This is a genomic window from Sphingobacterium detergens (genome assembly GCF_003610355.1).
Classification (GTDB): domain Bacteria; phylum Bacteroidota; class Bacteroidia; order Sphingobacteriales; family Sphingobacteriaceae; genus Sphingobacterium; species Sphingobacterium detergens.
This window is the reverse complement of record NZ_RAPY01000001.1, coordinates 2519117-2545139: the sequence shown is the minus strand read 5'-3', so window position 1 is coordinate 2545139 and position 26023 is coordinate 2519117. Positions and strand designations below refer to the sequence as shown.

The following is a 26023-nucleotide window of genomic DNA, read 5'->3' as shown; positions in this document are numbered from 1 at the left end:
TATGAAAAGATATACGATTCGTTTTACCCTTTCAGCGGTTTTGCTGCTATTGATGATGAATTCCTGTAAGAAAAATTTTCTTGATGTGGTTCCAGACAATGTCTCTACCATTGATCATGCTTTTTCCAATCGTAATGAAGCAGAGAAGTTTTTGTTTACTTGTTATGATGGGCTGCCACGGGAAGGCCATCCAGAAATGAATGCTGGACTGAATACCGGAGACGAGCTATGGATTTATTGGCCAATGCCAACGGGCGAGGATTATTCAAGTTTATCTCCTTATAATATTGCCAGAGGGCTTCAGAATAAAGATGAGCCTGAATTAAACTATTGGGACGGTTATGACGGTAAGTCGATGTGGAACGGTATTCGGAACTGCAATATATTTCTTGAAAATATCGACAGGGTCAAAGATGTTGAACCCTATATGAGAGATCGCTGGATTGCTGAAGCCAAATTTTTGAAGGCTTATTTTCACTGGTACCTCTTTAGAATGTATGGTCCTATCCCTATTGTCGATAAGAACTTACCAATTTATGCAACGCCAGAGGAGGTAAAAGTAAGTCGGCAGTCAGCTGACTCCGTCGTGAACTATATTGTTAATCTACTCGATGAGGCGGCGGCAGGAGAAGGTAGTGTGGGATTACCGGATAAGATTATAAATCAAAGTACTGAATTAGGAAGAATTACTAAACCTATTGCACTCGCAATAAAAGCAAGATTGCTTGTCACGGCAGCAAGTCCTTTGTTTAACGGAAATCCGGATTTTGCCAATATTAAGAATCCCGATGGGAGAGTATTATTTAATGCAACCTATGATCAGAAAAAATGGGAAAGAGCAGCAGAGGCATGTAAATTGGCAATTACTGCAGCAAAAAATGCAGATATTGATTTATATCGTTTTATTTCGCCAACAAAGCCGGTCGATGATTTCACAAAAACGGAAATGAGCATCCGTAATGCCGTATGTGAGAAGTGGAACTCGGAGCTGATCTGGGGAACAACAACCAAGCCCAATGATACCTGGACGCTGCAGCTCTATGCGAGCCCGCAGCTGGATCCGAATGTTCCTAATTCCGGTTTAAAAGGGCAACTCGCGCCTACCATGAAAATGGCAGAATTGTTTTACACAGAAAATGGTGTTCCTATTACAGAAGATAAAACATGGGACTATGCCAATAGGTTTCAGCTGCGGACTGCAACAGCTGCCGATCTTGGGATACAGAATGGATACCAATCCGTCGGCTTACATTTTGACAGAGAGCCCCGTTTTTATGCAGATATGGCCTTTGATGGTTCTACATGGTATATGGAGAATGGAAATTTTAACATTCAAGCCAAATCAGGTCAACATTCTGGGAAAAAGCAAAGTCGTATCTATTCGGTGACAGGTTATTACACTAAAAAATTGGTCAATTGGAAAATGGTTGCCAGTGCTACGAATATTACCGTTGAGCGCTATCCATGGCCTGTGGTGCGCTTAGGCGATCTTTATTTACTTTATGCCGAAGCGTTAAATGAGACGGATAACAAGGCTCTTGCTTTGGAGTATGTTAATATGATAAGAGACCGGGCAGGGCTTAAATCTGTCGAATCGTCATGGACAAACTTCGCAAAAAATCCGAATAAATATACTGATAAGAACGGTTTGAGGGAAATTATTCAACAGGAACGTTTGATTGAAATGGCTTTTGAGGGTAGCCGCTTCTGGGACCTGAGACGTTGGAAAAGAGCCGGAGAATTTTTAAATCAACCTATCTATGGTTGGGATGTCATCCAAACGAGCTACCCCGATTATAACCGCAGGATATTATTGTTCAATCAAAGCTTTAATAGTCCAAGAGATTATTTTTGGCCAATAAAAGACAACAGTATTTTGGTAAATCCGAATCTGGTTCAAAATGGGGGGTGGTAATAGTAGCCAAGGAAAATTTAATATGAATGACTAACTAGTGAGAAAAGAAAAAATGAAACGAATAATATCTGTGTTATTTGCGGGACTATTGATCGTTGGAATGATCGGATCCTGTCGGAAAACCGAGGTGGGTACAATGGATAAAAGTGACAAGCAGGCACCGGATCCCGTGAGCCATGCTGAGGTTGAAAATTTAAATGGGGCGGCTAAAATAACCTATAGTCTACCAAAAGATAAAGATTTACTCTATATAAGAGCTGAGTATACCACCAAAGAGGGGGTTGTTCGGGCGACAAAAGTGAGCCGGTATCTGGACAGTGTTGTCTTGGAAGGATTTGCTGATACGGATGTTTACGAAGCAAGGTTATACGCGGTCGACAAAAGTGAAAATGTATCGGCGCCATTGGTCGTAAAAGTACAGCCCAAAACACCGCCATTTGATCTTGTTAAGGAAAAGCTAGTCGCGAGTGAGGCATTTGGAGGAATAGATGTTACCTATAAGAACGATATTGGCTCAGATGTCGCTATTGTGATCTTAACCAATGATAAGCTGGGCAATTTTGTGCCTGTAAAAACGCTCAGTACAAAAGCGAAAACAGGACGCTTTGGCGCCAGGGAGCTGCCATCTGTGGAAACCCGATTCGGACTGATGGTACGGGATCGCTGGGGCAACCTATCGGACACGACTTACGTAACATTAACTCCCATCTTTGAAGCTAGACTGGACCGGACAAAGATGAAAGGACTAAATATTAATGGCACGGATGCTAAAAATTTTCCGGGTAACGAGGTCGAATATCTTTTCGACGGTGATGTAAGCAATGCGACAGCATATCATACGATAGACCCTGTAAAGATGCCGCAGTGGTTTACCTTTGATATCGGGAAGGCAGCGAAATTAAGCCGTTTAGTTTGGTTTATGAGACCAGGATGGTTTTATGACCTACACAACCCAAGAAAGGTAGAAATATGGGGTTCTAATGATCCGAGTCCGGACGGCAGTTTCACCAATTGGATATTACTAGCCGAACACGAACAGATTAAACCTTCTGGCTTACCTCAGAAACAGAATTCGAACGCTGATATAGAAGCTGCCTTAGAAGGAGAGACCATTAATATCCCTATAGAAGCACCTGCAGTAAGATATATCCGGTTTAAAACCTTACAAAACTGGACCAATGGTGTTTATGTAAACTTTACGGAACTGACACTATGGGGGAATCCTAATCCGTAGTAATCATACTTTAAAAGAGAAAATATGAAAATAATAAAATATCTAACCTGCTTTTTTTTCTTTATCGTTGCTGGGATCGCTATAATTTCCTGTACAAAAGAAGACGATTATAAAGAAATTACAAAAGATGGCGAAATTTACTATCCGGGGAGAGCAGATAGTGTAGCAGCCAATGGAGGAAGGAATAGGATTCAATTGAGGATTATTCTTGGCAATGATCCCCTGGTCACTAAAGTCAAGGTGTTCTGGAAAAATAATACTGATTCGGTGGAGGCAGATGTTGTAAAGACAACTGGGAAGGATGTTGTTGATTTTATGTTCAATAACCTTACCCAAGGAGCCTATTCTTTTGAGGTATATACATATACCGCCAATAATGCGAGATCAGTCGTCAAAAAAGTGACTGGTACAGCATATGGTGATAATTATCAACGTGCATTGTCCAACCGTACGGTTAAATCAATTGGTTTTTCTCCGGATGGAAACAAGCTTATTGTCAATTGGAATGCAGCATTAGATGGCGAAAAATCCATTGAACTAAAGTATACAGACGAAGCGGGTGTGGCACAGACAGCCATTGTTCCAGGAGGAAGTGCAACGACGGAGCTGCCAGGGTATAAGGACCAGTCTAAGATCATTTACAGATCCATTTATCTGCCCGAACCTAAAGCAATAGACGAGTTTACTGTAGAAGCGATGGAATCGACTATTCCTTTATTCGAACGGCAGCTGGACAAGTCCAAATTTAAAGAATATGTTTTGCCAACAGATGTTACAGACAACTGGAATTGGCTATTACGTTTTCTATGGGATGAGAATTATGGAACACCTGGCTTTGCATCTACATACAGTAACACACCTTGGTTCACTTTCGATATGGGGGAGTCTGTTTCGATTGGTAAATTTAAAACCTGGCAGGCAACAGACCGGATTTTCAGAGCAGAAAGCATTAAGCGATTCGAAATCTGGGGGAGCAATAGTCCTGCTTCAGACGGATCTTGGGCAAGTTGGACAAAATTGGCGGATTGTCAATCCATAAAACCTTCTGGATTGCCTGGCGGTGAAACGACCGCAGGAGATATTGACTATGCGAAAGCAGGAGAGGAGTTTAAACTTCCTCCGGGAACGCCGAAAGCGCGGTATATCCGAATTAAAGTACTGGAAACTTGGGGTAATGGTTCATTTATCACCATGGGAGAACTTGGTGTATGGACTAGCGATAAGATAGGCAAATAATAACGATTTTTTAGCATGTGCTATTACAAGAATATTCAGGGTAAAACCGTCAGATTTTACCCTGAAATTTATGCAAAATTCAAACAGGTAATACAATGAAACCAACTATGTTTAAAAACACAATTACAACACTTTACTTAGCTCTTGCAGTCAGTGCTGCTTTAGCACAGACGAATGCTGGTTCATCAAAACTAATTAAGATTGACGAAAAAGGTAGCGGACGGCTTTTTGATGGGGTCGGCGCTGTGAGTGCAGGCTCCTCCTCAAGGCTGTTAATAGATTATGCTGATAAATCTAGAAGCGATATTTTAGATTACCTGTTCAAACCAAACTTCGGTGCAGGCTTTACTTACCTTAAGACTGAAATTGGGGGGGATGGTAACACCACTTGTGGTTCGGAGCCAAGTTTTGCACGAACAAGGGCTGAAATGGAAAAACCTCATTACAATCGTGGATTTGAGTACTGGCTGATGCGTGAAGCCGCAAATCGAAATCCGAATATAGAACTTGATGCCCTGGAATGGAGCATGCCCGGATGGTTTAAAGGAGTATGGTCACAGGACAACGCAGACTACCTGGTCAAGTTTATTGAAGGTGCAAAACACTGGGGACTCAAGATGAAGTATATTTCAGGTTGTTGGAATGAACGCGATTATAACAGGGATTGGATTGTCAATGTGTTAAGACCTACACTCGATCGAAATGGCTTTAAAGATATTAAAATAAATGCACCCGAAGGTGCTGGTAAAGCATGGGAAATCAGTGATTTGCTGGTTAAAGACTCTGTATTCAGAAATACAATTTCATCGATCAGCTATCACTATCCGGACTCCTATATGTGGGGATATAGAGGTGAAGAACCAAATCCAAATTCTGTTCTGACAGAATTACCCTTATGGTCTGGTGAGGATTTTTCATTGCCTGGAGCATCCTGGAGAAACACGACATATTTAGCCAAGAACATTTTAAAGTGTTACATCAAATGGAAAATAGTGAAAGTAAATATGTGGTGTCCGATTGCTTCAATGCCCGATATTTCCTGTTTTTCGAATGTAGGCTTGATGAAAGGAACTACACCTTGGTCAGGATATTATGAGGTGTGGCCAACGATCTGGGCAGTAGCGCATTTTAACCAGTTTGCCAAACCAGGATGGAAGTACCTCGATAGTGGCTGTGGGGAATTCAGTGGTGATGGTGCTTACTGTACTTATAAAAACATGGATGGCAGCAATGATTATAGTATTGTGGTGGTCAGCGGTTCAGAGGGACAGAAATTAACATTCAATATCGCTGATCTTCCTAAAGATAAGTTGCATGTGTGGAAGTCGGACAGTAAAAGCCAATTTGTACAACAGCAAGATATTTCGGTAGTCAACGGAGAAGTTACATTAGCTGTTGATCCGGAGAGTATTTATACGATTACGACAACGACAGGTCAGCAAAAGGGAGCGCACAATATCCCTAAAGAAAAAGCCTTCCCAACAAAGTACAGTGATAATTTTGATAATTACTCTTTAGAAAGAGCACCGCTTTCGCCAAAATACTTTTATGACAACTCGGGTGCTTTTGAATTGGCGCAATCTGAAGGGAATAATAAATACTTAAGACAATTGCTCGTAAACGATATCACCCACTGGATTCCGGATGAATGTGCCTATACGTTTGTTGCGCAAAATACGGAATGGGAGCAGGGCGAAATTTCTTCTGATGTTTTTGTCGAAAATGATGCCTTTAATGGAGTCGGTTATGCCGGACTAATTTTGAGAGGAGCCTATGATAAAGCCAATCAATCAAATATTCCTTTCGGCTATCGTTTTAATATCTATAAAGATGGTACATGGAAACTTCAGACGAAGAAAAATATACTTGCAAGTGGAAATGTGGATGCCAGTAAATGGCATAAATTGAAGCTGACCGGAAAAGGAAGCAATATCAAAGGTTACATAGACGGCCAACTCGTTGTTGATGTACAGGATGATACCTATTCAATTGGTGCAGCAGGTTACGTATCGGGCTTTAATTTTGCTGGATTCGACAACCTTGTCCTCAATTACACGCCGGCCTCAGGCCAATTGCTGTCCGCATGGAAACCAGCTACCTCTCCTGCTGATCCCGTGGGACATAGCTTGATTGGTGCATTTGATGGAAATAGCCTTTCCAAGTGGAGTCCAAAAGCTGATGGTACCGAGCAGCATCTGGTCGTGGATCTTGGTTCTCTACAGAAAATAAAAAGATGTGAAACCTTCACGGATTTTGTAGATAAAGGAGCACAATACAAAATTGAGTACTCCGCCGACAATGTGAAATGGTCTGTTTTTGCAGATAAAACCAACAATGCTAAAATATCAATTCCATGTTTTGCTGATGAGGGCAATGCCAAAGCGAGATGGGTGCGATTGACAGTGTTGCCTGCCAAAGACAAGACTATTGCCAATATCTATGAATTTAAGGTTTATGGAGATTAACTAGCTTTCCGCAACAAAATGAGGGATTTGAAACACGATATATCATGAAGAAACTGTTAACTGTATTTTATTTTTGCTGCTTCGCTCTTACAACCGTATCTGCCCAGCAAAAGCCCTTAAAATTGTGGTATGATAAACCAGCGGAAATTTGGGAAGCCACATTGCCGCTGGGCAATGGCCGGTTGGGAATGACACCCGATGGCGGTATTTTAAAGGAGCGCATTGTCCTGAACGATATTACTTTATGGTCTGGAAGTCCGCAGGATGCCAATAATTATGAGGCCTATAAAAGTCTTCCGGCTATCCGGCAACTTATTTTACAGGGTAAAAATGATGAGGCGCAAGCATTGGTAAACAGCAATTTTGTTTGTAAAGGCGAAGGCTCAGCAGGAGAAAGGTGGGGTAAATTTCAAACAATGGGTGCATTGCAGATCGATTTCACCTATAAAGGGGATCAGGGAAAGGAACAAAAAGTTGAGAACTACCGTCGCGAACTCCTATTGGACCAAGCCATTGCGAACTGTACATTTACACGTAATGGTGTAAATTATAAACGCGAGTATTTTACAAGTTTTGATGATGATGTCGATGTCATTCGGTTGACAGCAGACAAGCCCGGGCAGCTCAATTGTCGTATTGCGATGAATAGACCTGAGCGCTATCAGGTTAATACGGTGGGCAACGAATTGCAGATGTCCGGCCAGCTCAATAATGGTACCGATGGTAAGGGCATGAAGTATCTGGCTCGGGTACAGGCGAAATTGAAAGATGGAACTATCCGTTCGGAAAATAATAATCTGGTTATTGAAGATGCTACTGAGGTGTTGATTTACGTTTCTGCTGGAACTGATTTCAAGGGCTTTGCCTTTGAAGAAAAGACAAATCAGTTTTTGTCCGCAGCGATGAAAAAAAGTTATGATCTGCAAAAACGCAGTCATATAGCTGCATTCAGCAAGCTCTTTAAACGTGCTTATATTGATCTTGGAGAAGGGGCAGCTGCAGATTTACCAACAGACCGTCGGATAGCCAATTTTTACAACAATTTCAATAATGATCCATCACTTGCTACTTTGTTTTTTCAGTATGGGAGATATCTGAGCATCAGTAGTACCCGGGTGGGATTGTTGCCACCAAATTTACAGGGTCTTTGGGCGCAGGAGATCAACACACCATGGAATGGGGATTATCACCTGGATGTGAATGTACAGATGAATCATTGGCCTCTAGAGGTGGTCAATCTATCTGAACTGAATCTGCCACTAGCGGAATTGGTGAAAAGTCTCGTTGAACCGGGAAAGAAAACCGCCAAGGCTTACTATAATGCTGATGGTTGGATTGCGCATGTCATTACAAATGTCTGGGGATTTACTGAGCCTGGTGAGAGTGCGTCATGGGGAGCATCAAATGCAGGCTCAGGATGGCTATGTAGCAATTTATGGGATCATTATGCTTTTACAAATGATTTAAACTATCTAAAAGATATCTATCCTGTGCTGAAAGGTTCTGCGGAATTTTATAAAAGCGTGTTAGTGAAAGACCCTAAAACAGGCTGGATGGTTACTTCCCCCTCGGTTTCGCCAGAGAATACTTTCTATATGGCTAACGGAAAGACCGCGAGCATCTGTATGGGACCTACCATTGATAATCAGATTGTGCGGGAGCTGTTTACGAATGTGATCACAGCCTCCAAAAAGCTGAAAATTGATCATGCGTTTAGACAGGATTTAGAGAATTTGTTGCAAGCGATACCTCCAGCTGGAGTGATCAGTAAAGATGGACGTATACAGGAGTGGTTGGAGGATTATAAGGAAATCGAGCCGACCCATCGTCATGTTTCTCATTTATATGGGGTTTATCCAGCACCATTAATTACGCCTTTATCTACTCCTGAACTTGCGGAAGCGGCAAAAAAGACGCTTGAGGTAAGAGGAGATAATAGTACGAGCTGGTCTATCGCTTATAAAACCTTGTTTTGGGCAAGACTTCATAATGGAAACAGGGCGTTCAAATTGATCCGGGAAATGCTAAAACCGGTCGCTGACCCCAATAATATGGGCGGTGGTGGAGGTGTTTATCCGAATCTATTTTCCGCACATCCTCCATTTCAGATCGATGGCAATTTCGGTGCTACAGCTGGTATTGCTGAAATGCTTTTGCAGAGTCACGATGGCTGTATAGATCTGTTGCCTGCTCTACCTGATGCATGGAAAAATGGCGAGGTGAAAGGCCTCAAAGCGAGGGGCAATTATACGGTCGACATGAAATGGAAAGACGGTAAATTGATCAAATATACCATACGCTCTGCGAAGCCAGAGAAAATAAAAATCAGATTAAATGGTGGTTACCAATGGTACACCACACTTAAAAATATTTAAGTAGCTGTTCAAAAGAATGCTTCTCATGTGCATTTAAAAAAACTATTATCCCTCTCACCGATAAAGGAGAGGGGATAATAGTTCAGCTTTAAACGATTAATATCATTGATAGCAAATCAATAAGCGCAGCGTGTATACTGATTTTATCCCTTCTCTTTTTTGTTAAAATTAAAACGTCTTGCAATATTGAATCCCCATCTAAATTGTCCTTTCCCCCATGAACTGTTGGTCTCACTGATAAACTGTGATTCTTGTATCGCTGTTGCATTTGTAAAATTGAGATGAAATATATGTCCACCTGTGTCCATTTCCAAACCAACTCCTAAAGCATTATAGTAGCGTTGGCCAGTTACCTCTTCGCGGTATTTCTTTTTCGAGGATTGACGGAAGGGAAGGAAATAATCGGCAACGAATGCTATCCTTTTACTTACTTTCGCCCTACCACCAATACCGATTGCAAACATGTTATTCTGATCATTATAAGCTGTATAATTACGGTGAAGATAGGAGGGTACAACAGTAAGAGAAAAACTCGAACTGAATTTTCGAGCAATAATCAATTGCGTCACATAGCTCAGACGGTCGCTGAACCGTTCGAAACTTGCCGCTGAATGTTTTTCTTCCGTAGCCTCCATCGCGGATACGACTGTGCTTCCAAAAAAGGCGATCGAAACAGGTACACTATTGTCTATTGTTTGTTCAGCAAAGCGGTATTTGATATTACCCTCATAGAGCTGTCTGACTTCTGTGGCACCTTTCGCTCTGGCGATTCCGATGTTGATATTATCCGTTAAACCATAATCAAAACCGATCCGGATATCTGTTGAATTGTCAAGACCGAAGAAATTTTTTGCTCCGCCGGCACTTCCTCCAATATCCCCAAACCGGTGATCTACTCTGAAGTCCATTTCATTTCGATGAATGGTTTCAGTAGTTTTTAGATTGATCAAGTTGCCTGATTTAAATGTTGCAGTAACTTTTTCGTTCTTTGGCCCTTCAAGCTTGATCATTTTATCGAGATCTTCCTGTGCAACTACTTTGAGCGAAATAATAGATAGCATTATGCATAGTATACTTTTCATAATTGAATGGAATAATTATTAGTTATAAGCAGCTTCTATTTTTACTTTCACGACCTCCGCAATTTTCTTTCCGACGATGGAGGGAATACTGATTTTATGGTCTGCCAGTCTGACATCAAAGGCTGCGATAGCTTTTATTGCACCATTCTTCACATTGAAAGTTGCCGCGGTAGAATAGGATTTACCGACACCGTGAATTTGTAAAGTACCTGAGACATTCAATTTGTAGGTGCCATCTTTGGCTAATTTTTCACATTCTTCGATCTTACCTTTAAATTCAGAGAGCGGATATTTATCGCTCTCCATATAGTTTTCATTAAAATGCTCCTGCATCAGTTTTTTATCAAATTGAAATGAGGTAATTTTTACCCGAAAGATAATTTCTCCTGTTTTGATATTTAGGGCAGACCCCGCTAAACTGCTTTTCGCTTCTATATCTTCCAGGGGGGCACTGCTGAAAAAAGAAATGCTTGCAGCTTTGGAGACTAAGGAATTTGTCTGCTGAGCGAATGTCGCTTTACTCCCAAGCAATAACAGGAGTATACTATAGATATGTATCTTATTCATATGAGTTTTGCATTAGTTTTCCGGAGTATTGCGTTTGATCCAAGCATCCAGCAATTCTATTTCTTTCGCTGTCAAGGTGCCCCCGATGGGCATCGTTTTGGTCACCAATACGACGTTGTTAATTCTTGTAATATGATCTTTGACAGAGTTATATCCGTTAAATTCCCAGCGTGCACTGGCAGGTCGTCCAGCGGTATGGCATGACCTGCATTTGGTTTCAAAAAGTGCTTTTGCAAAATTTGTATAGGATACATTTTTTACGGTAACTTCTTCTGGGCCCGGAGGTTCAGGAGATAATTCCTCGGCCTGTTTTTTTGTACATCCTGTAAGTGCAATCGCTATTACAATAATAGTCGCAATAGTCAACATGAACTTATTGTTCGGAATGAGCGTTCTAGCTATTTTTAGTTTTTTCATCTGTATCATTTTTTTCTCGAAGTTGATGAAGCTACCAGCTTTATTTTTACACATTTTTATCTGCTGTTGCTGTTCAGGGACTCATTCGAATGTTTCGGACTCCGTTCAGCTGGCCGTTTATTTGAATAAATCATTGTAGCTTCATAAACTATAATTTAGCTAGTAGGTGCGGTAGTTGTTTTGTCATTCAAGATTGGCCATACAGCGGGGCGAGGGAAGCTAATTCCTTTGTTGTCACCACGTTGTTGATCCTGACCAAAATAGTACATAGGCCATCCTTTGAAAGTCAATTGTTTTTTACCAAAAACATCGATAACGGAGATATCTGCCGATTTTATGAGGGACGGTAAGGCTCCTTTGTCCATTTGATAGATGGGCCAGATGTTATCATTGCTGAAATCGGGTTTGGTAAACGTATTTTTATTGAATTTGTCAGGGCTAAAGGCATAAAGTGTTCGACCTTTATCGTCGGTTAAATACAAGGTGCTGCCCGTACCTTCCGTGTAATCTCCCAGATAGTTTTTCCCATCATGCCCGACAAGTTGTGCATTGGCAACCATCAGCAGATAATCGGGCTTTGCCACATACCAGATTTTATTTACGGCATCTCCTTTTACAGGATCAGATTGGCTGTCTCCTGCATAATAATATAATGGCCAACCTTTGTAGGTGCTTTGTTTGTTACCATCGGCTCTCGTAATTTCGCCCAGAAGACTTTTATCGATCTTCATATCAGAACTAGTCTCATTGTTATGATAAACCGGCCAGGTGGATAGACAATTTCCCGTACATGTTGACATGCCTTTTGTATCATTTGAAAAGAAATAGAGCGTTTTCCCATTAGCATCAGTCAGAATGGTGCCAAATTGAGCATTTGCAGTTGTTTGTATTCCTTTCTTTTTATCTTCAGGAGCTTTATCGTCATCTTTAGAACAAGACGAAAATAGGGATAACAGGAAGACGGCCACTAGGGCTGTTTTTACATTTTTTGGGTTAAGTTCCATAATACTAAGTTTTAATTGTTGATACTAGCCATTACGACCATGCGCTGGAAAAGGTTGCCTGCAATAAAAAAAAATATTTTTTTCATTGCAGGCAACCTTTCTTATTATCTCATCGTACTACATTTTATACTATATTTATCAAAAGAAAAGCAACAATATCGAGTGGCGATAAAAGAAGTTGACGAAAAATCTATCCATATTATTAAGGGATGCATAAATGAGGACCGCAGATCTCAAAAAGATCTTTATACCACATATTATGCGCTGGCGCTGGGTATATGTTTACGATATGCCGATAATAAAGAAGATGCAATAGGTATTTTAAACGAGGGATTTTTTAAAGTATTTAAAAATATAATCAAATATGATTATCAGAAGCCTTTATCTACCTGGATAAAAAAAATCATGACAAACACGGCAATAGATTTCTATCGCGCGAAAATTAGACAGGGGTACCTGGTCGATATTGCTATGGTTGAACATGCTATTGCCGATAATGATACGATAACTCAAAAATTGAATTACGAGGATTTGCTACTGATGATACATCGGCTTCCACCAGCCTATCGTACAGTGTTTAATCTTTATGCGATTGATGGGTATGGACATGAAGAGATCAGTGATATGCTGGGGATTGCAGTTGGAACTTCAAAATCCAATTTGCATAAAGCCCGCGGACGACTTGCTGAAATGGTGAAAAGCCAAGAGGAGACAAAAGGTAAAACTGGGGAGAATACATGATGGAAAAGGACAAGAACAAGATTGATGAGATCTTTAGAGAAGGTCTCGATGAAGCCAATTTTGACTTTAATGAATCGCATTGGGAGGAGATGGAGTCTCGATTGAACAATGATCGAAAAAAAAGAAAGTCAACATTGTATTTCCTTACAGCACTATCTATGGCAGCTGCCGCAGTACTCGCTCTTTTTTTTATCTGGAATAAGGATGTACCGGTAGAAAGCAAAAAAATGGATAATTCTGTTCAATCCGCTGCTATAAATAAATCTGAGCAGCAGGTAGGGGATACGATTATTCAGCATGATTTTTCACGGATAAGGCCTCAAGGAAAAACGGAAAATATAAAATCTAGGTTGAAAGAAAATGTTGATTTTAGTCTGGGGGAAAAAACTGCTGGAGAGCTGACACAAAATAATATGATAACAGCGCTCCCAGAAGCAAATCAAGGTATCTTGCGGCGTATTGATACAAAAGCCGATTTTACGGTTCCGAAAATGAAATTTAAAACTGGGCAACTTCCACGTTTTGACTTATCCCTGGATCCGGTTGAAACAACAGGAGATCGGTTAGCCGCGTTGTATAATCAAAAGCAGGTTGAAGAGCCTAGTGTGCCAAAACGAGAGTCGTCAGTGTTAACACTTTTGGCGGGACCTGATCTAACGAGTGTAAAAGGTTCCGGTAAATCTTCCGTAAGTCAGAACGTTGGTTTGGCTTATTCCTATCCACTAATTAAAGGGTTGAGTGTTTCTGTTGGCGCTATCTATGCCAAGAAGAATTATAAGTCAGCATACAGCTTTTACTCTCCCTCAAATCCCCCACAACTGACACAGTTACCTAACCAGGTCAGTGCCGTATGTGATGTGATCGATGTCCCCCTGACAGCAAATTATACGGTATTGAAAAGTAAAAAGGTAAAGTTTAATGTCAGTGCTGGTCTGTCCAGCTATTTTATGCTGAAGGAAAAATATACATTTGACTATGAAGGTGAAGCCAGTTACGGAGGCAAAAAGGGTGCAGTCTATGAAGCCAAAAGTAGTTACAACGATAAAAAAAGTGCAAGCTATGAGGTCAATGGCGAAAACCAGCATATTTTTGGTGTAGCAGACTTTTCGATATCGGTTGAAAAGAAAATCAGCAACAAGATTAATATAGGCATAAAACCTTTTGTTAAGATACCTCTAACAGGAATAGGATATGGGAATGTGGACTTACAATCAAAAGGTGTCGCGTTTACACTGGGATTGAGTTTATAACATGATACGATCAGTATATACTGATCAAGCATCAAGCTGTTCCTGTTTAAAGTTGAATAATTCTGTCGGACGAAGGAAAAAGACAGGGACAATTGGTTGTTTCAACCGTCTATACTATTATACGGATAGATCATCATGCTTGAATCGGGTACAACTGTATGCAATAAAGTATGCTGTAGAAGGATAATGGATATTAATGAATGACAGTTGATTAATGCAGAATATTTCGTATTTTCAAGAGAACATATGATCAAATAGACTATGCATACCGGAAGAAGATACAGTCCCCAGGAATTTTTCAAATGGACTTTCCGCGATACCTTGTGGATACTTTTAATAGCTACAGTCCCTACCGCTTTATATTATTTTGGCTGGCATTTTCTTGCATTACCCTGGCAGCCCCTAGCTCTGTTGGGGACTGGCTTGGCTTTCATTGTCGGATTTAAAAATAATGCGAGTTATGGGCGTATTTGGGAAGCGAGGCAGATCTATGGCAGCGTGATCAACGACAGTCGTAATTTCGCATTTTTGGTACGTGATACGGCCGGTGGAAAGCAGAGTCCGATTGTAAAACAATTGTTCTACCGGCACTTTGCCTGGCTTACCGCATTGCGATACCAACTTAGGGAACCACGTAATTGGGAAAATACCAGTCGTAAGAGCAATCAAGAATTTCTGCGTACACATTATCGTATTCCTGAATGGGATGGCAAGTTGGAGGAAGTGTTGGGAAGCTACCTGGAAGAAAAGGAACTCACTTATATTCTGTCCAAAAAGAATAGGGCAACCCAATTGTTGGCATTACAGTCGGAACAAGTTGCTGTCCTGAAAAAAGAGGGGCATATCAATGATATTCAATGGCTGGAGCTGCAACAGGGGATCATCAGGCTGATCGATGATCAGGGAAAAGCCGAGCGCATCAAAAACTTTCCTTATCCGCGCAATTTCGCTTCGGTTACGACTTATCTGATGTTTGTGTTTATTTTATTATTGCCTTTTGGTTTGCTCCGGGAGTATGATAAATTGGGTGAGGGGACGTTTCTGGAAGGATATAGTATTTGGCTTAATGTTTTGTTTTCGACAATCGTAGCATGGGCATTTCACGTTTTGGATACTATAGGAGAGAGCTCCGTCAATCCATTTGAAGGTAGTGCCAATGATATACCGATTACACAAATTAGCCGAATGATCGAAATTGATATGCGTGATATGTTGGATGAGACTTCGCTACCGCAACCTATTGTTGCTGAAAATAATATTTTAATGTAAACCGTTTATTCTGTCCGTCGCAGCTTTTTTGTTCTTTTTAGCTCGAAAACAGCATGTGTGTAAAGGATTGAAAACAGAATGAAAAACAAAAATATCTACTATTTTGGTAGATATTTTTGTTTTTATGATTTTAGATCTTTATATTTGTGCTATCATAATTTAGGTTTATAATTGGTTATTTAAAGGTTTTCATTCTCCCCGTTTGAAAACCTTTTTTTTGTGAAAGTGTCTGTTTTCTATTGGTCAGAAAGGACCTTCAGTTGATTTTCATGGCTGTTGGTGCTTACAAGAGCATGAAGGTTTTGTTTATGTATTGTTTTAATCAATGATCAATTCATGGTCTATCTGTCGTTCAATCCCATCTAGCGAAAAAGATCTTACACTGGTTCTAATTTTAATGTAAGATCCTTGTATTTATCATTTCTCTCATGCATGTCGGGAGCATAGGAAAATGTATATCTTAAACTGAAAGTGTTAGAACTTTTGTTGGAAACACTATTCGTTTCAATCACTATGCTAGGAGTCTGTTAGTTCATTCGCATCTTATGGATCTTGTTTGATACATAGGCGTTATATTGTATGAAACTTGGATATTGATCTGTTTTGGCCATTTCTGGGATAATAATAGCTAATTCAGTACCCAAATCTAAAAACTGTGTCTCCAGGAGCTTAAACCTATTTTCATCAGCATGCTCTTTAGCCTTGGTCATTTCAGCAAATAGGTTTTCCAGTTTATCCAAATATTTTTCTGCTTTCTCATTGTTTAACTTGGGACGATTTGCGTTTCCTACCTGTTCTGTCGCTTGTCTATTTTGCGCACTGTACCCTTTTTTGCCAGACTGATTATTGTTGAAGAATGTATTTAAACCAAAAGCTAGTAGTGTAAACAGGGGTAGAACAATCAGCATGATAACCGGTTTGCCACCGTATTTTTTAAATTTGATGTAAGCATAATATAAAAGTATACCGCCCAATATAAGTAAACCGATTGCTAAACCTATATTTCCTAAAAATTCATAAACAGGAAGTAATATTCTTGGGATTCTATAAGATGATTGCTCATTAAAATAACTGACTCCAAGAGCCAAAAAAAATGTGCCAATAAATCCCATAGCGAAGGATTTAACTTTTTCTGCAATTGCCCGAACGTTGTTTGCTGTTGTCATTTTGTCGAAGGTTTAACGAGCTGAACCAATAGCATCAGCCTTTATAAACTAAAATTAATGACTACTATAAAATTAAATCTTATCTATTTACAATCCGTGATATCCCTTTTACAATTCGACTAATGGGATCTCCAGAATACTTGCTACTGCTTATTGGATCTTCATGACTCATTAATACGAAGTATGTCACAGGGATTAGGGCTACCTTTCTTTCTGCCCGCCATGGTATTCCGCGTCGCTTACAGGTTCTAGCCAGACTGTTTCTCCTTTTTCCCGCCCAGTTATCGCAATCTGTACGAAGGCTGTATCCGCGCTCGCTCCATGCCAATGAGGGACATTGATCGGACACTTCACAACTTCTCCTTTCCTTACGATCACCTTTTCCTTACCCTTTTCCTGATAATATCCAACCCCATCCAAAGCTAATATAATTTGCCCTGCTGGGTGAGAATGCCATTTTGTTCGTGCACCCGGTTCAAAGGTTACACTCCCAACAGCATTTTGGTTGGTACTATCCGCATCGACCAGGCTGTTAAGCCAGGCTGTTCCCGTGAAATTATCATTTTCGATTTTTTTTCCTTTGGCAAAAATCAGATTTTCAGTTCTGTTCATATCAGTATTGATGGATTGTACCTTGTTTCCACATGCCGAAAGCAGGGTGGTGAATATCAGTGGAGTAATTATTTTTAAGTGTTTCATTTGTAATAGCTGTTTCATTGTTTTACTTTGTTGTCTTCAGCACCTCGTCCAGTACATTTCCAGCAACAATTGCGTCATCTTCCCCGATCTTTGACTTTATGATCGTAACGAATTGTTGCAATTGTTCGGCAGTCAGGCCGACATTCAGACATATTTTCAAATGGGATTGAAGCATGGGCTCGACGCCACCTATACTTGCGAGTACCGATATTGTGACCAGCTCCCGTTCTGTATAACTCAAAATATCCCGTTCAAAAATATCAGCAAATAGATGTTCTTTCAGAAAAACTTCTATAATAGGGGCAAAAGCGGCATAACCAGCTTTCGTTCCCATTTCAGGGACACCCGTTAGTTGCTGCAGTATTGTCCGCCCACGTGCATATTTACTTTCACTATTATCAATAGGCGAAGCTTCGGCTCCGGGTGGATCTGTTATACCTTTTGCTTTTCGTTCGTCCAGTACAGCCATGAATGTTTGTAGGCCGCGGATACTTCTTGGAAACCCAGCATAGGCATAGATATGCACAATGACCTCCTTGATCTGGTTAACCGTCAAACCGGCGTCAAGTCCTGTTTCCAGTTCTGTTTTGAGCATAGCGAGATCTCCTTTTGAAGTGGATGCGGCGATGGCCACAATATGCTGTTCTTTTAAAGATAAGCTTTTCTTTGGGTTTGTCTGCGCTTTCAACATATAGGAAAGGGATACAAATAAGATAAGTAGTATGTTGTTTAATTTATTGCTAGTCATTGTTATTCTTGATTATACAATCTGCGTTCTGGAATAGTGATCTTTTTTCAATTACCTGCTATCAGGGACAAGTAGCTTTGTGAATGACAAAGAGCCCAATTTCCAGACACCGTTCTGTTTCATGTAAACCTCAGTCACCATAAAAGGATTGTTTACCTCATTCCCACCAACAACAGCCAATAGGTCAATTCTGTTTAATAAAATGGCTGTATTGTCGATAATATTTACAGATACTTCGTGGATATCCGCTTTTTTGTACCAGATACCGCCGCTCTTGATGATATCGAGTTCCTGTTGTTTCCCCCAGGAGCCGCCCATATGGACGAACATGGATTTTTCATGAAAGAGCTTATCCAATTCGGAGGTGTTTTTATCAGCCATCCATTGCCATTTTTCTTTGGATATCGCCATGATCTCCTGATCGGGAGAAGATTGCTGTGCAAAGGACAACTGTAGTCCCATGACGATGAATAGCATATTGAATATTAATTTTTTCATGTTGTTTGATTCGTTTTAAATCCCTTATTTCAGATTCTTACCAAAGAAGTTGGTCAATTTTCCTACAGCTTCTTCAACATATTCCGGTTTCCAGTAGGTTTCAATATGTGTGGCCCCTTCGATTACAAAAAGCTCCTTGTTTTTTGCATTGATTGCTTTTGGAAAAGCTTCGTCGCTCATATATTTTGTGTCAGCTTTACTTCCTGCGATCATGAGCAGCGGTTGACCGATAAGTTCGATCTGATCAGTGGCATCCCATGTCATCAGATCCATCAGACTGCTTGTCGTATAGAGAAAGGTTGAATTGGGATGAGCGTGGGTCCGGTAGTAATAGACAAATCCTTCACGATAGAGATCGGTTGGCGTTTTGGCAATTTCTTCATCCGTTACGCTGGCGAGCCCCGAAAGCTTGATCTCTCCACCGGCAGCTTCTTGCGCGCGGGCATCCGAAGCTTGTTTTAGGCGCTCTTGGATGGTATTTATCTGGGAATTCTGAAAACCATTACGTCTTACCTCACCAGAATTGAACATACTCAGGGTAGCTATGGCTTTTAGACGCTTGTCCGATTGCGCTGCTTTGAGGGTATAACCACCACCACCGCAAACTCCCAACGCACCTACTTTGTTTGCATCTACGCCAGTATACGAACTAATAAAGTCTGCCATTCCACGGATATCTTCTGTGCGGAATTGGGGTCTGTCTGTATGACGTGGAGTGCCACCACTTGCACCCTGATAAGCTGCATCGGCAGCAATGGTAATGTAACCCACTTCTGCCAGACGCTGTGCATATAGGCCCGCGGTTTGCTCCTTGATACCACCGTTAGGATGGGCGACAACAACCGCCGGATATTTCTTTGAACTATCGTAATCCGCAGGAGTATATACGTTGGCAGCGATATCGATTCCATTCAATTTGTAGCTGACGGGATGGATATTTACTTCACCTTTTATATTTTCCTTGATGGCATCCCCATAGACAAGACCAAAGGGGTTTTTGGACTTGTTCTGTGCTTCTGTGATCATGCCCGTTGCCATAAACATGGCTACTATAATATATTTTATCTGTTCCATTTGATGTGATTTTAAAGTTATTTCCTGTTATTTAATTTTTACAAACCAATCTATCGTTAGTACCTTCATCGCTGTTTTCGGTGTTTATGCAAAGTTCAGCATGTTGGCTTGCTTTTTGGGTATACGGATTACAGGTATTACTACCAATATTACTTATCCAAACTTTTAGTTTTTAATTGTTTATCCTGATACAATGTGCTCACAATACAAATCTCAGGTTTGCAGCAGCGGAATATGGTATATGGATTACTTATATTGATACCATTATTACTGATGATAGCCTGTTTAATAAAATATTGGATTTCAGTTTTGTAATTTTGAATAAATAAGAAATTGCCATGGAAGAGATTATCAATTTTAAAACAATCAAAGAATACAACAATTTCAATAATAATGAAACGTTGCATCCCTTGATTAGCATTGTTGATTTGAGCAAAGCGGATCCAAGAAAGTTGTCGAAGCTTAGGTATGAATTTTATACCATATTCTTTAAAGAAGTGAAATGTGGAGACTTGAGATATGGACTGAAGAATTACGATTACGAGGAAGGTACTTTGATATTTCTCGCACCGGGACAGGTGATCGGGGAGAATGGAAATGAATATTATCAACCCCAGGGTACAGCTTTGGTTTTCCATCCGGAGCTTTTATATGGGACTTCGCTCGCCAAGGACATTAGCAATTATTCTTATTTTGCCTATTCAGCCAGTGAAGCGCTACATTTATCAGAGCAGGAAAGGAAGACCATCATTGACTGTTTGGAGAAAATCAAACTTGAGTTAAAACATAACATCGACAAGCATACCAAGAAGCTGATCGTTTCCAATATTGAGCTCTTCCTCGATTATTGTCAGCGTTTTTATGATAGACAGTTTATCACCCGTGACAATGTAAATAAAGGAATATTAGAAAAATTTGAGACGCTTTTGGACGATTATTTTAATTCTGAAAAACCGCAGGAGAATGGCTTTCCGACAGTATCTTATTGTGCTGAACAGTTGTATCTTTCTCCGAACTATTTTGGTGATCTTATTAAGAAGGAAACTGGCAAATCACCGCAGGAATTTATTCAATTCAAATTGATCGAACTTGCAAAACAGAAAATATTTGATACTGAAAAAAGTATTGGTGAGATAGCGTTTGAACTCGGATTCAAATACCCACAACATTTTAATAGGTTTTTCAAAAAGACAATCGGAAAAACTCCGGGGGAATACAGAACTGCAAATTTAAATTAAGGTCGATCAATTTTGCTGGTGATATCTATCTAAAGATTTTTGAAGACATATTTTAACGAAACCGGTTAATAAGATGTAATTTTTCAATAGAAGGTGTAGCTCAGATCGAGGATGCGATCTTCAAAATAATGAGCCATTTTAGCTGTTTCAGATTTTCGTTGTATGGTCGTTAGAAAGCCTTTTTTATTATACGTCATAATCAACTCGCTTACTTTTTGTCCATTCCAGCTATTTTGCATCAATACCAGATTTTTGTTTTTGTCATAGGTATATTTTTCATTTCTAGGCTCAACACTGGCATTTGTTTCAGTTATTGCCAGTAGAAGTCCATCTTTAAAATCATATTGTTCGGAGGGTATGGTCTTGGCAGCACAACCAGAATGGAGAAATTGAACAATAGGATGATTATTTAGATAATAATACGTCATCTTTTGGTGACAGGTATCTTGACTACCCCCATTTTTTACAAAATCGAAGAATTCTGTACGTTCCTCTGCCTCAAATTTATTCTCTGTAAAATAACGATATCGCCAGGAAGAAAACTTATTTTCATTGATCATGTTATTTAATAGATTTTCATCCGGCCAAGATCCTTTGAGAATGATTTGATCTAAACCGGGAACAGGTTCGCCCATCCAATCATTATTTTGTGTTCTATTGGGCATTTGAGCGTTCAAGGAAAAGATTCTGATATTGTCAATTCGATTTTTTTCGTCATACCCATACAGCTTTATTTTTACGATGCCATTATGATAATCAATTCTCGCTTCTCTAGCGACAAGACCATTGGTATTATAGTGATATGCTATATAAAAAACAGTATCTATTTTTTCTTTATTGAATCGGGTCATACTTATGCTCGCCAAAAGACCATTGGAATCAAATGCATAGTGATTGGCAATTCCATTTTCCTGACTTTTGAGGGTTACATTTTTTACCCTATTTTCCTTCATAAAAGTTGGGTTAAACGGGAATATTGTCTTTGTGAAATAGCCTTCGATCTCAACAGGTGTAACCTGATAGAAAGATGCCACTTGAGCGTTTCCTGTCATTGGAGCAAGGTATACTAAGATACCGATGAAACGGGAAAAAAGACTGTAATTCAGGTTTATCATATTTTAAAAATTATACTGGATCGTAACAGAATTACAGTGTGGTTTCATAAAAAACAACAATATCATTACCAAGCGTGGATATTTTGAGTGTATTGTTATTTCCATTGTTCCAGGTTATTACAACTGACTGTAGAATTTTGTCTTCAATTTCTTCTCCTTTCTGATAGAAGACCTCCCATTTATATTCGTTGCCTTCGCTATCTTTAAAACTAGATGTCCCTTCACGCAGTACTGTATTTAATTTAAAAACCGATTTAAAACTTCCGATATGTTGTATCAGGTTATAAACTGCGAATGCATTGGTATTTGGTATCTGCACAGTCTCCGAGGAATTTACATCATAACCTGAGGTCACCGTTAGAAGTATTCCGTTTTGAAATATTTGCCTTGAGATGTAATTGTCATGTTCACTTTCGCTCAAGGATTCAGCTATTTTGCCACTTTCCCATTTATTGGCGAAGGGTTGAGCGAATTGTTTCAACCAATCAGAAAGCTTATCCGTATTCTCCTTCGGTGGATGTATGGTTGCCAAATTATCTTTTATAACATAACCCTTGACATTATTATGTATTACTTTCATCCAATAAGTTCTTGCTCCATTTACGACCACTGAATTGTCTAGCATGGTCAGCTTATCTGCATCCGAATTATTGAAGGTCACTTTAGAACCATAGGCGACGGTCGTTAGGACCTTTGCTTGTTCGCTGGGACTTTCATAAAGTTTCACCCCCTCAGACAGTGTGGCATAATAGGTTTTGGATACTTGTTGTGCAAATGCATTTAAGCTAAAAACAAATGCTAAAAAACTGAAAATCCAAGTTTTTTTATGAATGAATGTTTTGAGGCTTGCCATAGAGATAATTTATTTTATGAGTCAATCTGATCGCTTCATCACAATTGAAACCGCCGAAGGCAGCACGAATGCCTTAAAGGGAAAATTGACGAATGAATAAACAAATTTATATAGATGAAATATAGCTATAATTGCAATTTTATTCTATAAAATTTTTATTTTAAATTACAATGAATGGGTGGGGTGCTTTTTTTACCGTTCAAAATTTACAGGTATGATTAGAAAAATTGAAACGAGTGATTATCAAAATCTGATTCAAATATGGGAGAGTGCTGTGTTGAACACACATGATTTTCTGAAAGAGGAGGATTTTAATTATTATAAGGCGCAAATTCCAACCTATTTTGAGCATGTTGCCTTGTTGGGCTATGAGGAAAATGGCGTATTAGTTGCGTTTATGGGGATTGCTGGAGAGAACCTGGAAATGTTATTTATTCACAATGATTTTCGTGGTAAAGGAATCGGAAAACAACTGATTTATCATGCAATAAAACATCTGGAGGTGGCTAACGTCGATGTAAATGAGCAAAATATCCAAGCCGTGGATTTCTACAAGCATATCGGATTTAAAGTTCTTAAAAGGTCCGCATTGGACGGACAGGGTAAAGAATACCCTATCCTACACATGGGATTAGAAGTTAATAGCTACTAAGCTGCGGCTCTATTATTTTATTTGCGAATGTTAAAGACTAGACCAACTTCGACTCCGAAGATATGTGTCCTATCATGATAGTTCTCAGACTGGAATGGAATCAGTGAATACATTTTATAATGAGGTGAGAGTGAAACTGCAAAACGTTGGGATAGTGGTACTTTAGTGCTAACACCAATGGTTACGCCAACACCAGTTTGCTTATCGACAAGATCATTGGAGTTCAGCTGGAAATGTAAAATAGGGCCTGCATTTGCATAAAAATATTTTAAAAAAGATAATCGTGCTTCTAGAGGAATCTCTAATACATGGAGATTTGAGGAATATATTTTTCTTTCAAGTTCGGGATTTACTATCGCACTTTCTGTGATTACTTTTTGCGTCGAATAACCAATGCCGGCATTGAAGGACCATCTTTCGTTATACTTGTAAGTACCGCGTATCAACCCAGATAAGTAATGTTTGCTTTCTTGGCTTCCATTCCCTATTAGGCTTTGAAAGGGAGCAATGTGGACAGTTGACAAAGGTGTAATTGACAGTTCTAAACTGTAAAGTCCTAGACGGTTTTCCTGAGCGTCTACGAAGGTTCCCAAAACTGTCAAAACAACCAATAATGACTTGGAACGTAAGTTTTTTAGCATAGTTAATCTATTGTTGTGCTTTTTTGTGTCAAATTTAATGTTGGATCAATTGGTAGGCTAAGCCTTTCAACCATCTTTTCAAATTATAGTATCTATTTTTTTTGGATAATAAATAGCTGTTTAATTAATTATTGAATATATGGAGAAATATTAAGATTACGTAATTGCCACAAATAATTTTCAATCAACAGCTTCAACTTTATTGCAGGGGCTATTGACGGGGCAGATCTATCTGTTACTTAATGTTGTAGCGAATCAATGGAAACTCGCGTTCGATATTCTGCTAATCAAATAGATGCATTATGAAAAAATATCTAAAATTATTCCTCCTATCCATGGTTTTTATTACTGTTGGAGCTTGTAAAAGCAATGACGATAACGTATACTGTGCCGAGATTTATATTCCAATGGTAAGTAACATTAATTACCTAAATGAAAATGGAAAGGATTTAATATTTAGTAACAGCCCGCTTTATCCAGCTGAAGGAATTAAAATATATAAAATAGCGCCAAACGACCAACATATTTCCCTTTCTTTTACAATAAACAGAGCGCAAAAGTTTATTGACGTTAATTTAGAAAAAATAGAAAATGGAACATTCTATATACAGCTCAAACCCGGTGTAATAGACAGAATAAGCTATACAGCTAAAATTGATGAAGCTGATCCCTGCAGAGATTATAAACTAACGGAATTGAAACAAAATGATAAATCAGGTCAATATGATAAAAAAACGCAGGTTTGGACTTTAAAAAAATAGGATCACAAAATGCAGATGACCAAATCAGTGTTGTGATCTTTAATGCTCGATTTTTTTGGAGGAATTTTTATTGACTTCAAAGTGAAGAATAACAAATGTAGCAAGTTTCGGATTTTATCTTTTTATCTATCCAGATAGATTTGTATTAACCAATACATCAATCGATATGCAGATTTTTAAAGATAAGGTCATCCTGATCACGGGGGCCAACAGAGGGATAGGTAGGGCGCTCGTAGACGCGCTGCTGAACAATGAGGCAGGAAAGATATATGCTACCTGTAGGAATTTGAGCACAATGCCGGTATTTGATGATAGCCGGGTCGTACCGTTGTTCTTGGATATAACGGATGATCAGCAGATCGCAAGGATTGCAGCTGCCACTCAGGATACTGAAATCCTTATCAATAATGCGGGCGTTTTAAGTGCAGGAAATATTTTGGATGGTGACCTGTCGGGAATGGATAATGATATGAACGTAAACTATTTAGGAACAATAAAGATGATGCGGGCATTTGCACCTATTCTGAGAAAAAATAAGCCATCAAAAATGATCAACATTGTCTCGATTGCAGCTTATTCACCCTTACCATCTATTGCCGGATATGCTGCTTCAAAAGCAGCCCTCTTTTCAGCAACACAATCTGTCAGAATCGAATTGGCTAAAGAGGGTGTTGCTGTTTATGCGGTCAATCCTGGAGCAATTGATACGGATATGAACAAAGGAAGTGATTGGGATATGCCGGATCCAGATAGCATAGCCCTAAAGATATTGGAATATATATCTAAGGGTAAACTTGATATTGTACCTGATGAGATGGGGCAAGGGATGTACAATATCTGGCGAGAAGATCCTTCTAAGCTAGCAAAGATCTTTTCAGATCTATATTATGCGGAAAATACGAACTAGAGACTTGAAGCACGATCTATACATGAGCCTGGTTTTTAATGCGTCGAGTTCGACGCGTTAAAAACCAGGCTCATGATCTTAAATAATCGAACTAGCATCGGCAATCGGCAGGCTGT

The 26023-nt window shown here is 39.5% G+C and carries 24 protein-coding genes; 12 read left to right on the top strand and 12 right to left on the bottom strand.

What is annotated here, in order from left to right; all coding sequences use genetic code 11:
* Window position 1 precedes the first annotated feature (1 nt).
* The 5 genes from DFQ12_RS10915 to DFQ12_RS10895 all read left to right on the top strand — a co-directional run bounded on the left by DFQ12_RS10915 (window position 2) and on the right by DFQ12_RS10895 (window position 9225).
* Complete coding sequence (locus tag DFQ12_RS10915; protein ID WP_120259313.1) at window positions 2-1915, top strand: RagB/SusD family nutrient uptake outer membrane protein; 1914 nt, start codon at window positions 2-4, stop codon at window positions 1913-1915.
* A gap of 52 nt (window positions 1916-1967) precedes the next feature.
* Entirely contained in the window at window positions 1968-3149 is a 1182-nt protein-coding gene (locus tag DFQ12_RS10910) for a DUF5000 domain-containing lipoprotein (RefSeq protein ID WP_120258946.1), read from the top strand.
* Window positions 3150-3173: 24 nt separating this feature from the next.
* Window positions 3174-4385: a DUF4998 domain-containing protein gene (locus tag DFQ12_RS10905; protein WP_120258945.1), complete on the top strand. Its 1212-nt coding sequence runs from the start codon at window positions 3174-3176 to the stop codon at window positions 4383-4385.
* A 95-nt stretch (window positions 4386-4480) separates the two neighbouring features.
* A complete protein-coding gene (locus DFQ12_RS10900) occupies window positions 4481-6850 on the top strand; it encodes a discoidin domain-containing protein (RefSeq protein ID WP_120258944.1) in 2370 nt (789 codons plus the stop codon).
* Between the two features lie 44 nt (window positions 6851-6894).
* Window positions 6895-9225 (top strand): glycoside hydrolase family 95 protein, encoded by a 2331-nt coding sequence (locus DFQ12_RS10895; RefSeq protein ID WP_120258943.1) that lies wholly within the window; start codon window positions 6895-6897, stop codon window positions 9223-9225.
* Between the two features lie 143 nt (window positions 9226-9368).
* Here the strand turns inward: DFQ12_RS10895 and DFQ12_RS10890 are convergent, their stop codons facing one another.
* The 4 genes from DFQ12_RS10890 to DFQ12_RS10875 all read right to left on the bottom strand — a co-directional run bounded on the left by DFQ12_RS10890 (window position 9369) and on the right by DFQ12_RS10875 (window position 12295).
* The gene (locus tag DFQ12_RS10890; RefSeq protein ID WP_120258942.1) at window positions 9369-10307 is read right to left on the bottom strand and encodes a DUF5777 family beta-barrel protein; all 939 of its coding nucleotides are present in this window, start codon (window positions 10305-10307) and stop codon (window positions 9369-9371) included.
* Between the two features lie 18 nt (window positions 10308-10325).
* Window positions 10326-10874, bottom strand: coding sequence for a YceI family protein (locus DFQ12_RS10885; RefSeq protein WP_120258941.1), 549 nt, complete (start codon window positions 10872-10874; stop codon window positions 10326-10328).
* 12 nt (window positions 10875-10886) lie between these two features.
* On the bottom strand, window positions 10887-11291 hold the full coding sequence (locus tag DFQ12_RS10880; protein WP_147420384.1) for a c-type cytochrome: 405 nt from the start codon (window positions 11289-11291) through the stop codon (window positions 10887-10889).
* A gap of 155 nt (window positions 11292-11446) precedes the next feature.
* The gene (locus tag DFQ12_RS10875; protein ID WP_120258939.1) at window positions 11447-12295 is read right to left on the bottom strand and encodes a hypothetical protein; all 849 of its coding nucleotides are present in this window, start codon (window positions 12293-12295) and stop codon (window positions 11447-11449) included.
* Between the two features lie 162 nt (window positions 12296-12457).
* Here DFQ12_RS10875 and DFQ12_RS10870 point away from each other — a divergent pair, with 162 nt between their 5' ends.
* The 3 genes from DFQ12_RS10870 to DFQ12_RS10860 all read left to right on the top strand — a co-directional run bounded on the left by DFQ12_RS10870 (window position 12458) and on the right by DFQ12_RS10860 (window position 15555).
* Window positions 12458-13036: an RNA polymerase sigma factor gene (locus DFQ12_RS10870; RefSeq protein ID WP_208642504.1), complete on the top strand. Its 579-nt coding sequence runs from the start codon at window positions 12458-12460 to the stop codon at window positions 13034-13036.
* On the top strand, window positions 13033-14286 hold the full coding sequence (locus tag DFQ12_RS10865) for an outer membrane beta-barrel protein (protein ID WP_120258937.1): 1254 nt from the start codon (window positions 13033-13035) through the stop codon (window positions 14284-14286). Before DFQ12_RS10870 ends, DFQ12_RS10865 begins: the two co-directional genes overlap by 4 nt.
* Before the next feature lie 261 nt (window positions 14287-14547).
* The gene (locus tag DFQ12_RS10860) at window positions 14548-15555 is read left to right on the top strand and encodes a bestrophin family protein (RefSeq protein ID WP_120258936.1); all 1008 of its coding nucleotides are present in this window, start codon (window positions 14548-14550) and stop codon (window positions 15553-15555) included.
* A gap of 527 nt (window positions 15556-16082) precedes the next feature.
* On the opposite strand, the gene DFQ12_RS10855 is transcribed toward DFQ12_RS10860, so the two are convergent.
* The 5 genes from DFQ12_RS10855 to DFQ12_RS10835 all read right to left on the bottom strand — a co-directional run bounded on the left by DFQ12_RS10855 (window position 16083) and on the right by DFQ12_RS10835 (window position 19740).
* On the bottom strand, window positions 16083-16721 hold the full coding sequence (locus DFQ12_RS10855; RefSeq protein ID WP_120258935.1) for a hypothetical protein: 639 nt from the start codon (window positions 16719-16721) through the stop codon (window positions 16083-16085).
* A gap of 201 nt (window positions 16722-16922) precedes the next feature.
* Complete coding sequence (locus DFQ12_RS10850) at window positions 16923-17438, bottom strand: cupin domain-containing protein (RefSeq protein ID WP_244211714.1); 516 nt, start codon at window positions 17436-17438, stop codon at window positions 16923-16925.
* Between the two features lie 4 nt (window positions 17439-17442).
* Window positions 17443-18168, bottom strand: a complete 726-nt coding sequence (locus DFQ12_RS10845; protein WP_120258933.1) for a carboxymuconolactone decarboxylase family protein — start codon at window positions 18166-18168, stop codon at window positions 17443-17445.
* A 51-nt stretch (window positions 18169-18219) separates the two neighbouring features.
* Entirely contained in the window at window positions 18220-18666 is a 447-nt protein-coding gene (locus DFQ12_RS10840) for a nuclear transport factor 2 family protein (RefSeq protein WP_120258932.1), read from the bottom strand.
* A 24-nt stretch (window positions 18667-18690) separates the two neighbouring features.
* The gene (locus DFQ12_RS10835; protein ID WP_120258931.1) at window positions 18691-19740 is read right to left on the bottom strand and encodes an alpha/beta hydrolase; all 1050 of its coding nucleotides are present in this window, start codon (window positions 19738-19740) and stop codon (window positions 18691-18693) included.
* Window positions 19741-20078: 338 nt separating this feature from the next.
* On the opposite strand from DFQ12_RS10835, the gene DFQ12_RS10830 reads away from it, so the two are divergent.
* Window positions 20079-20978 carry a helix-turn-helix domain-containing protein gene (locus DFQ12_RS10830; protein WP_120258930.1) on the top strand — a complete coding sequence of 300 codons (900 nt, stop codon included), beginning with the start codon at window positions 20079-20081 and terminating at the stop codon, window positions 20976-20978.
* Window positions 20979-21061: 83 nt separating this feature from the next.
* On the opposite strand, the gene DFQ12_RS10825 is transcribed toward DFQ12_RS10830, so the two are convergent.
* Window positions 21062-22093, bottom strand: coding sequence for a hypothetical protein (locus DFQ12_RS10825; protein WP_120258929.1), 1032 nt, complete (start codon window positions 22091-22093; stop codon window positions 21062-21064).
* A gap of 31 nt (window positions 22094-22124) precedes the next feature.
* The gene (locus tag DFQ12_RS10820) at window positions 22125-22946 is read right to left on the bottom strand and encodes an SH3 domain-containing protein (protein WP_120258928.1); all 822 of its coding nucleotides are present in this window, start codon (window positions 22944-22946) and stop codon (window positions 22125-22127) included.
* Between the two features lie 214 nt (window positions 22947-23160).
* On the opposite strand from DFQ12_RS10820, the gene DFQ12_RS10815 reads away from it, so the two are divergent.
* Entirely contained in the window at window positions 23161-23598 is a 438-nt protein-coding gene (locus DFQ12_RS10815; RefSeq protein ID WP_120258927.1) for a GNAT family N-acetyltransferase, read from the top strand.
* A 17-nt stretch (window positions 23599-23615) separates the two neighbouring features.
* Here the strand turns inward: DFQ12_RS10815 and DFQ12_RS10810 are convergent, their stop codons facing one another.
* Window positions 23616-24239, bottom strand: a complete 624-nt coding sequence (locus DFQ12_RS10810) for an outer membrane beta-barrel protein (RefSeq protein WP_120258926.1) — start codon at window positions 24237-24239, stop codon at window positions 23616-23618.
* Between the two features lie 302 nt (window positions 24240-24541).
* Between DFQ12_RS10810 and DFQ12_RS10805 the strand changes: the two genes are divergently transcribed.
* Both DFQ12_RS10805 and DFQ12_RS10800 read left to right on the top strand, forming a co-directional pair.
* Window positions 24542-25000, top strand: coding sequence for a hypothetical protein (locus tag DFQ12_RS10805; RefSeq protein WP_147420383.1), 459 nt, complete (start codon window positions 24542-24544; stop codon window positions 24998-25000).
* 166 nt (window positions 25001-25166) lie between these two features.
* On the top strand, window positions 25167-25907 hold the full coding sequence (locus tag DFQ12_RS10800; RefSeq protein WP_120258924.1) for an SDR family NAD(P)-dependent oxidoreductase: 741 nt from the start codon (window positions 25167-25169) through the stop codon (window positions 25905-25907).
* Window positions 25908-26023: the final 116 nt, after the last annotated feature.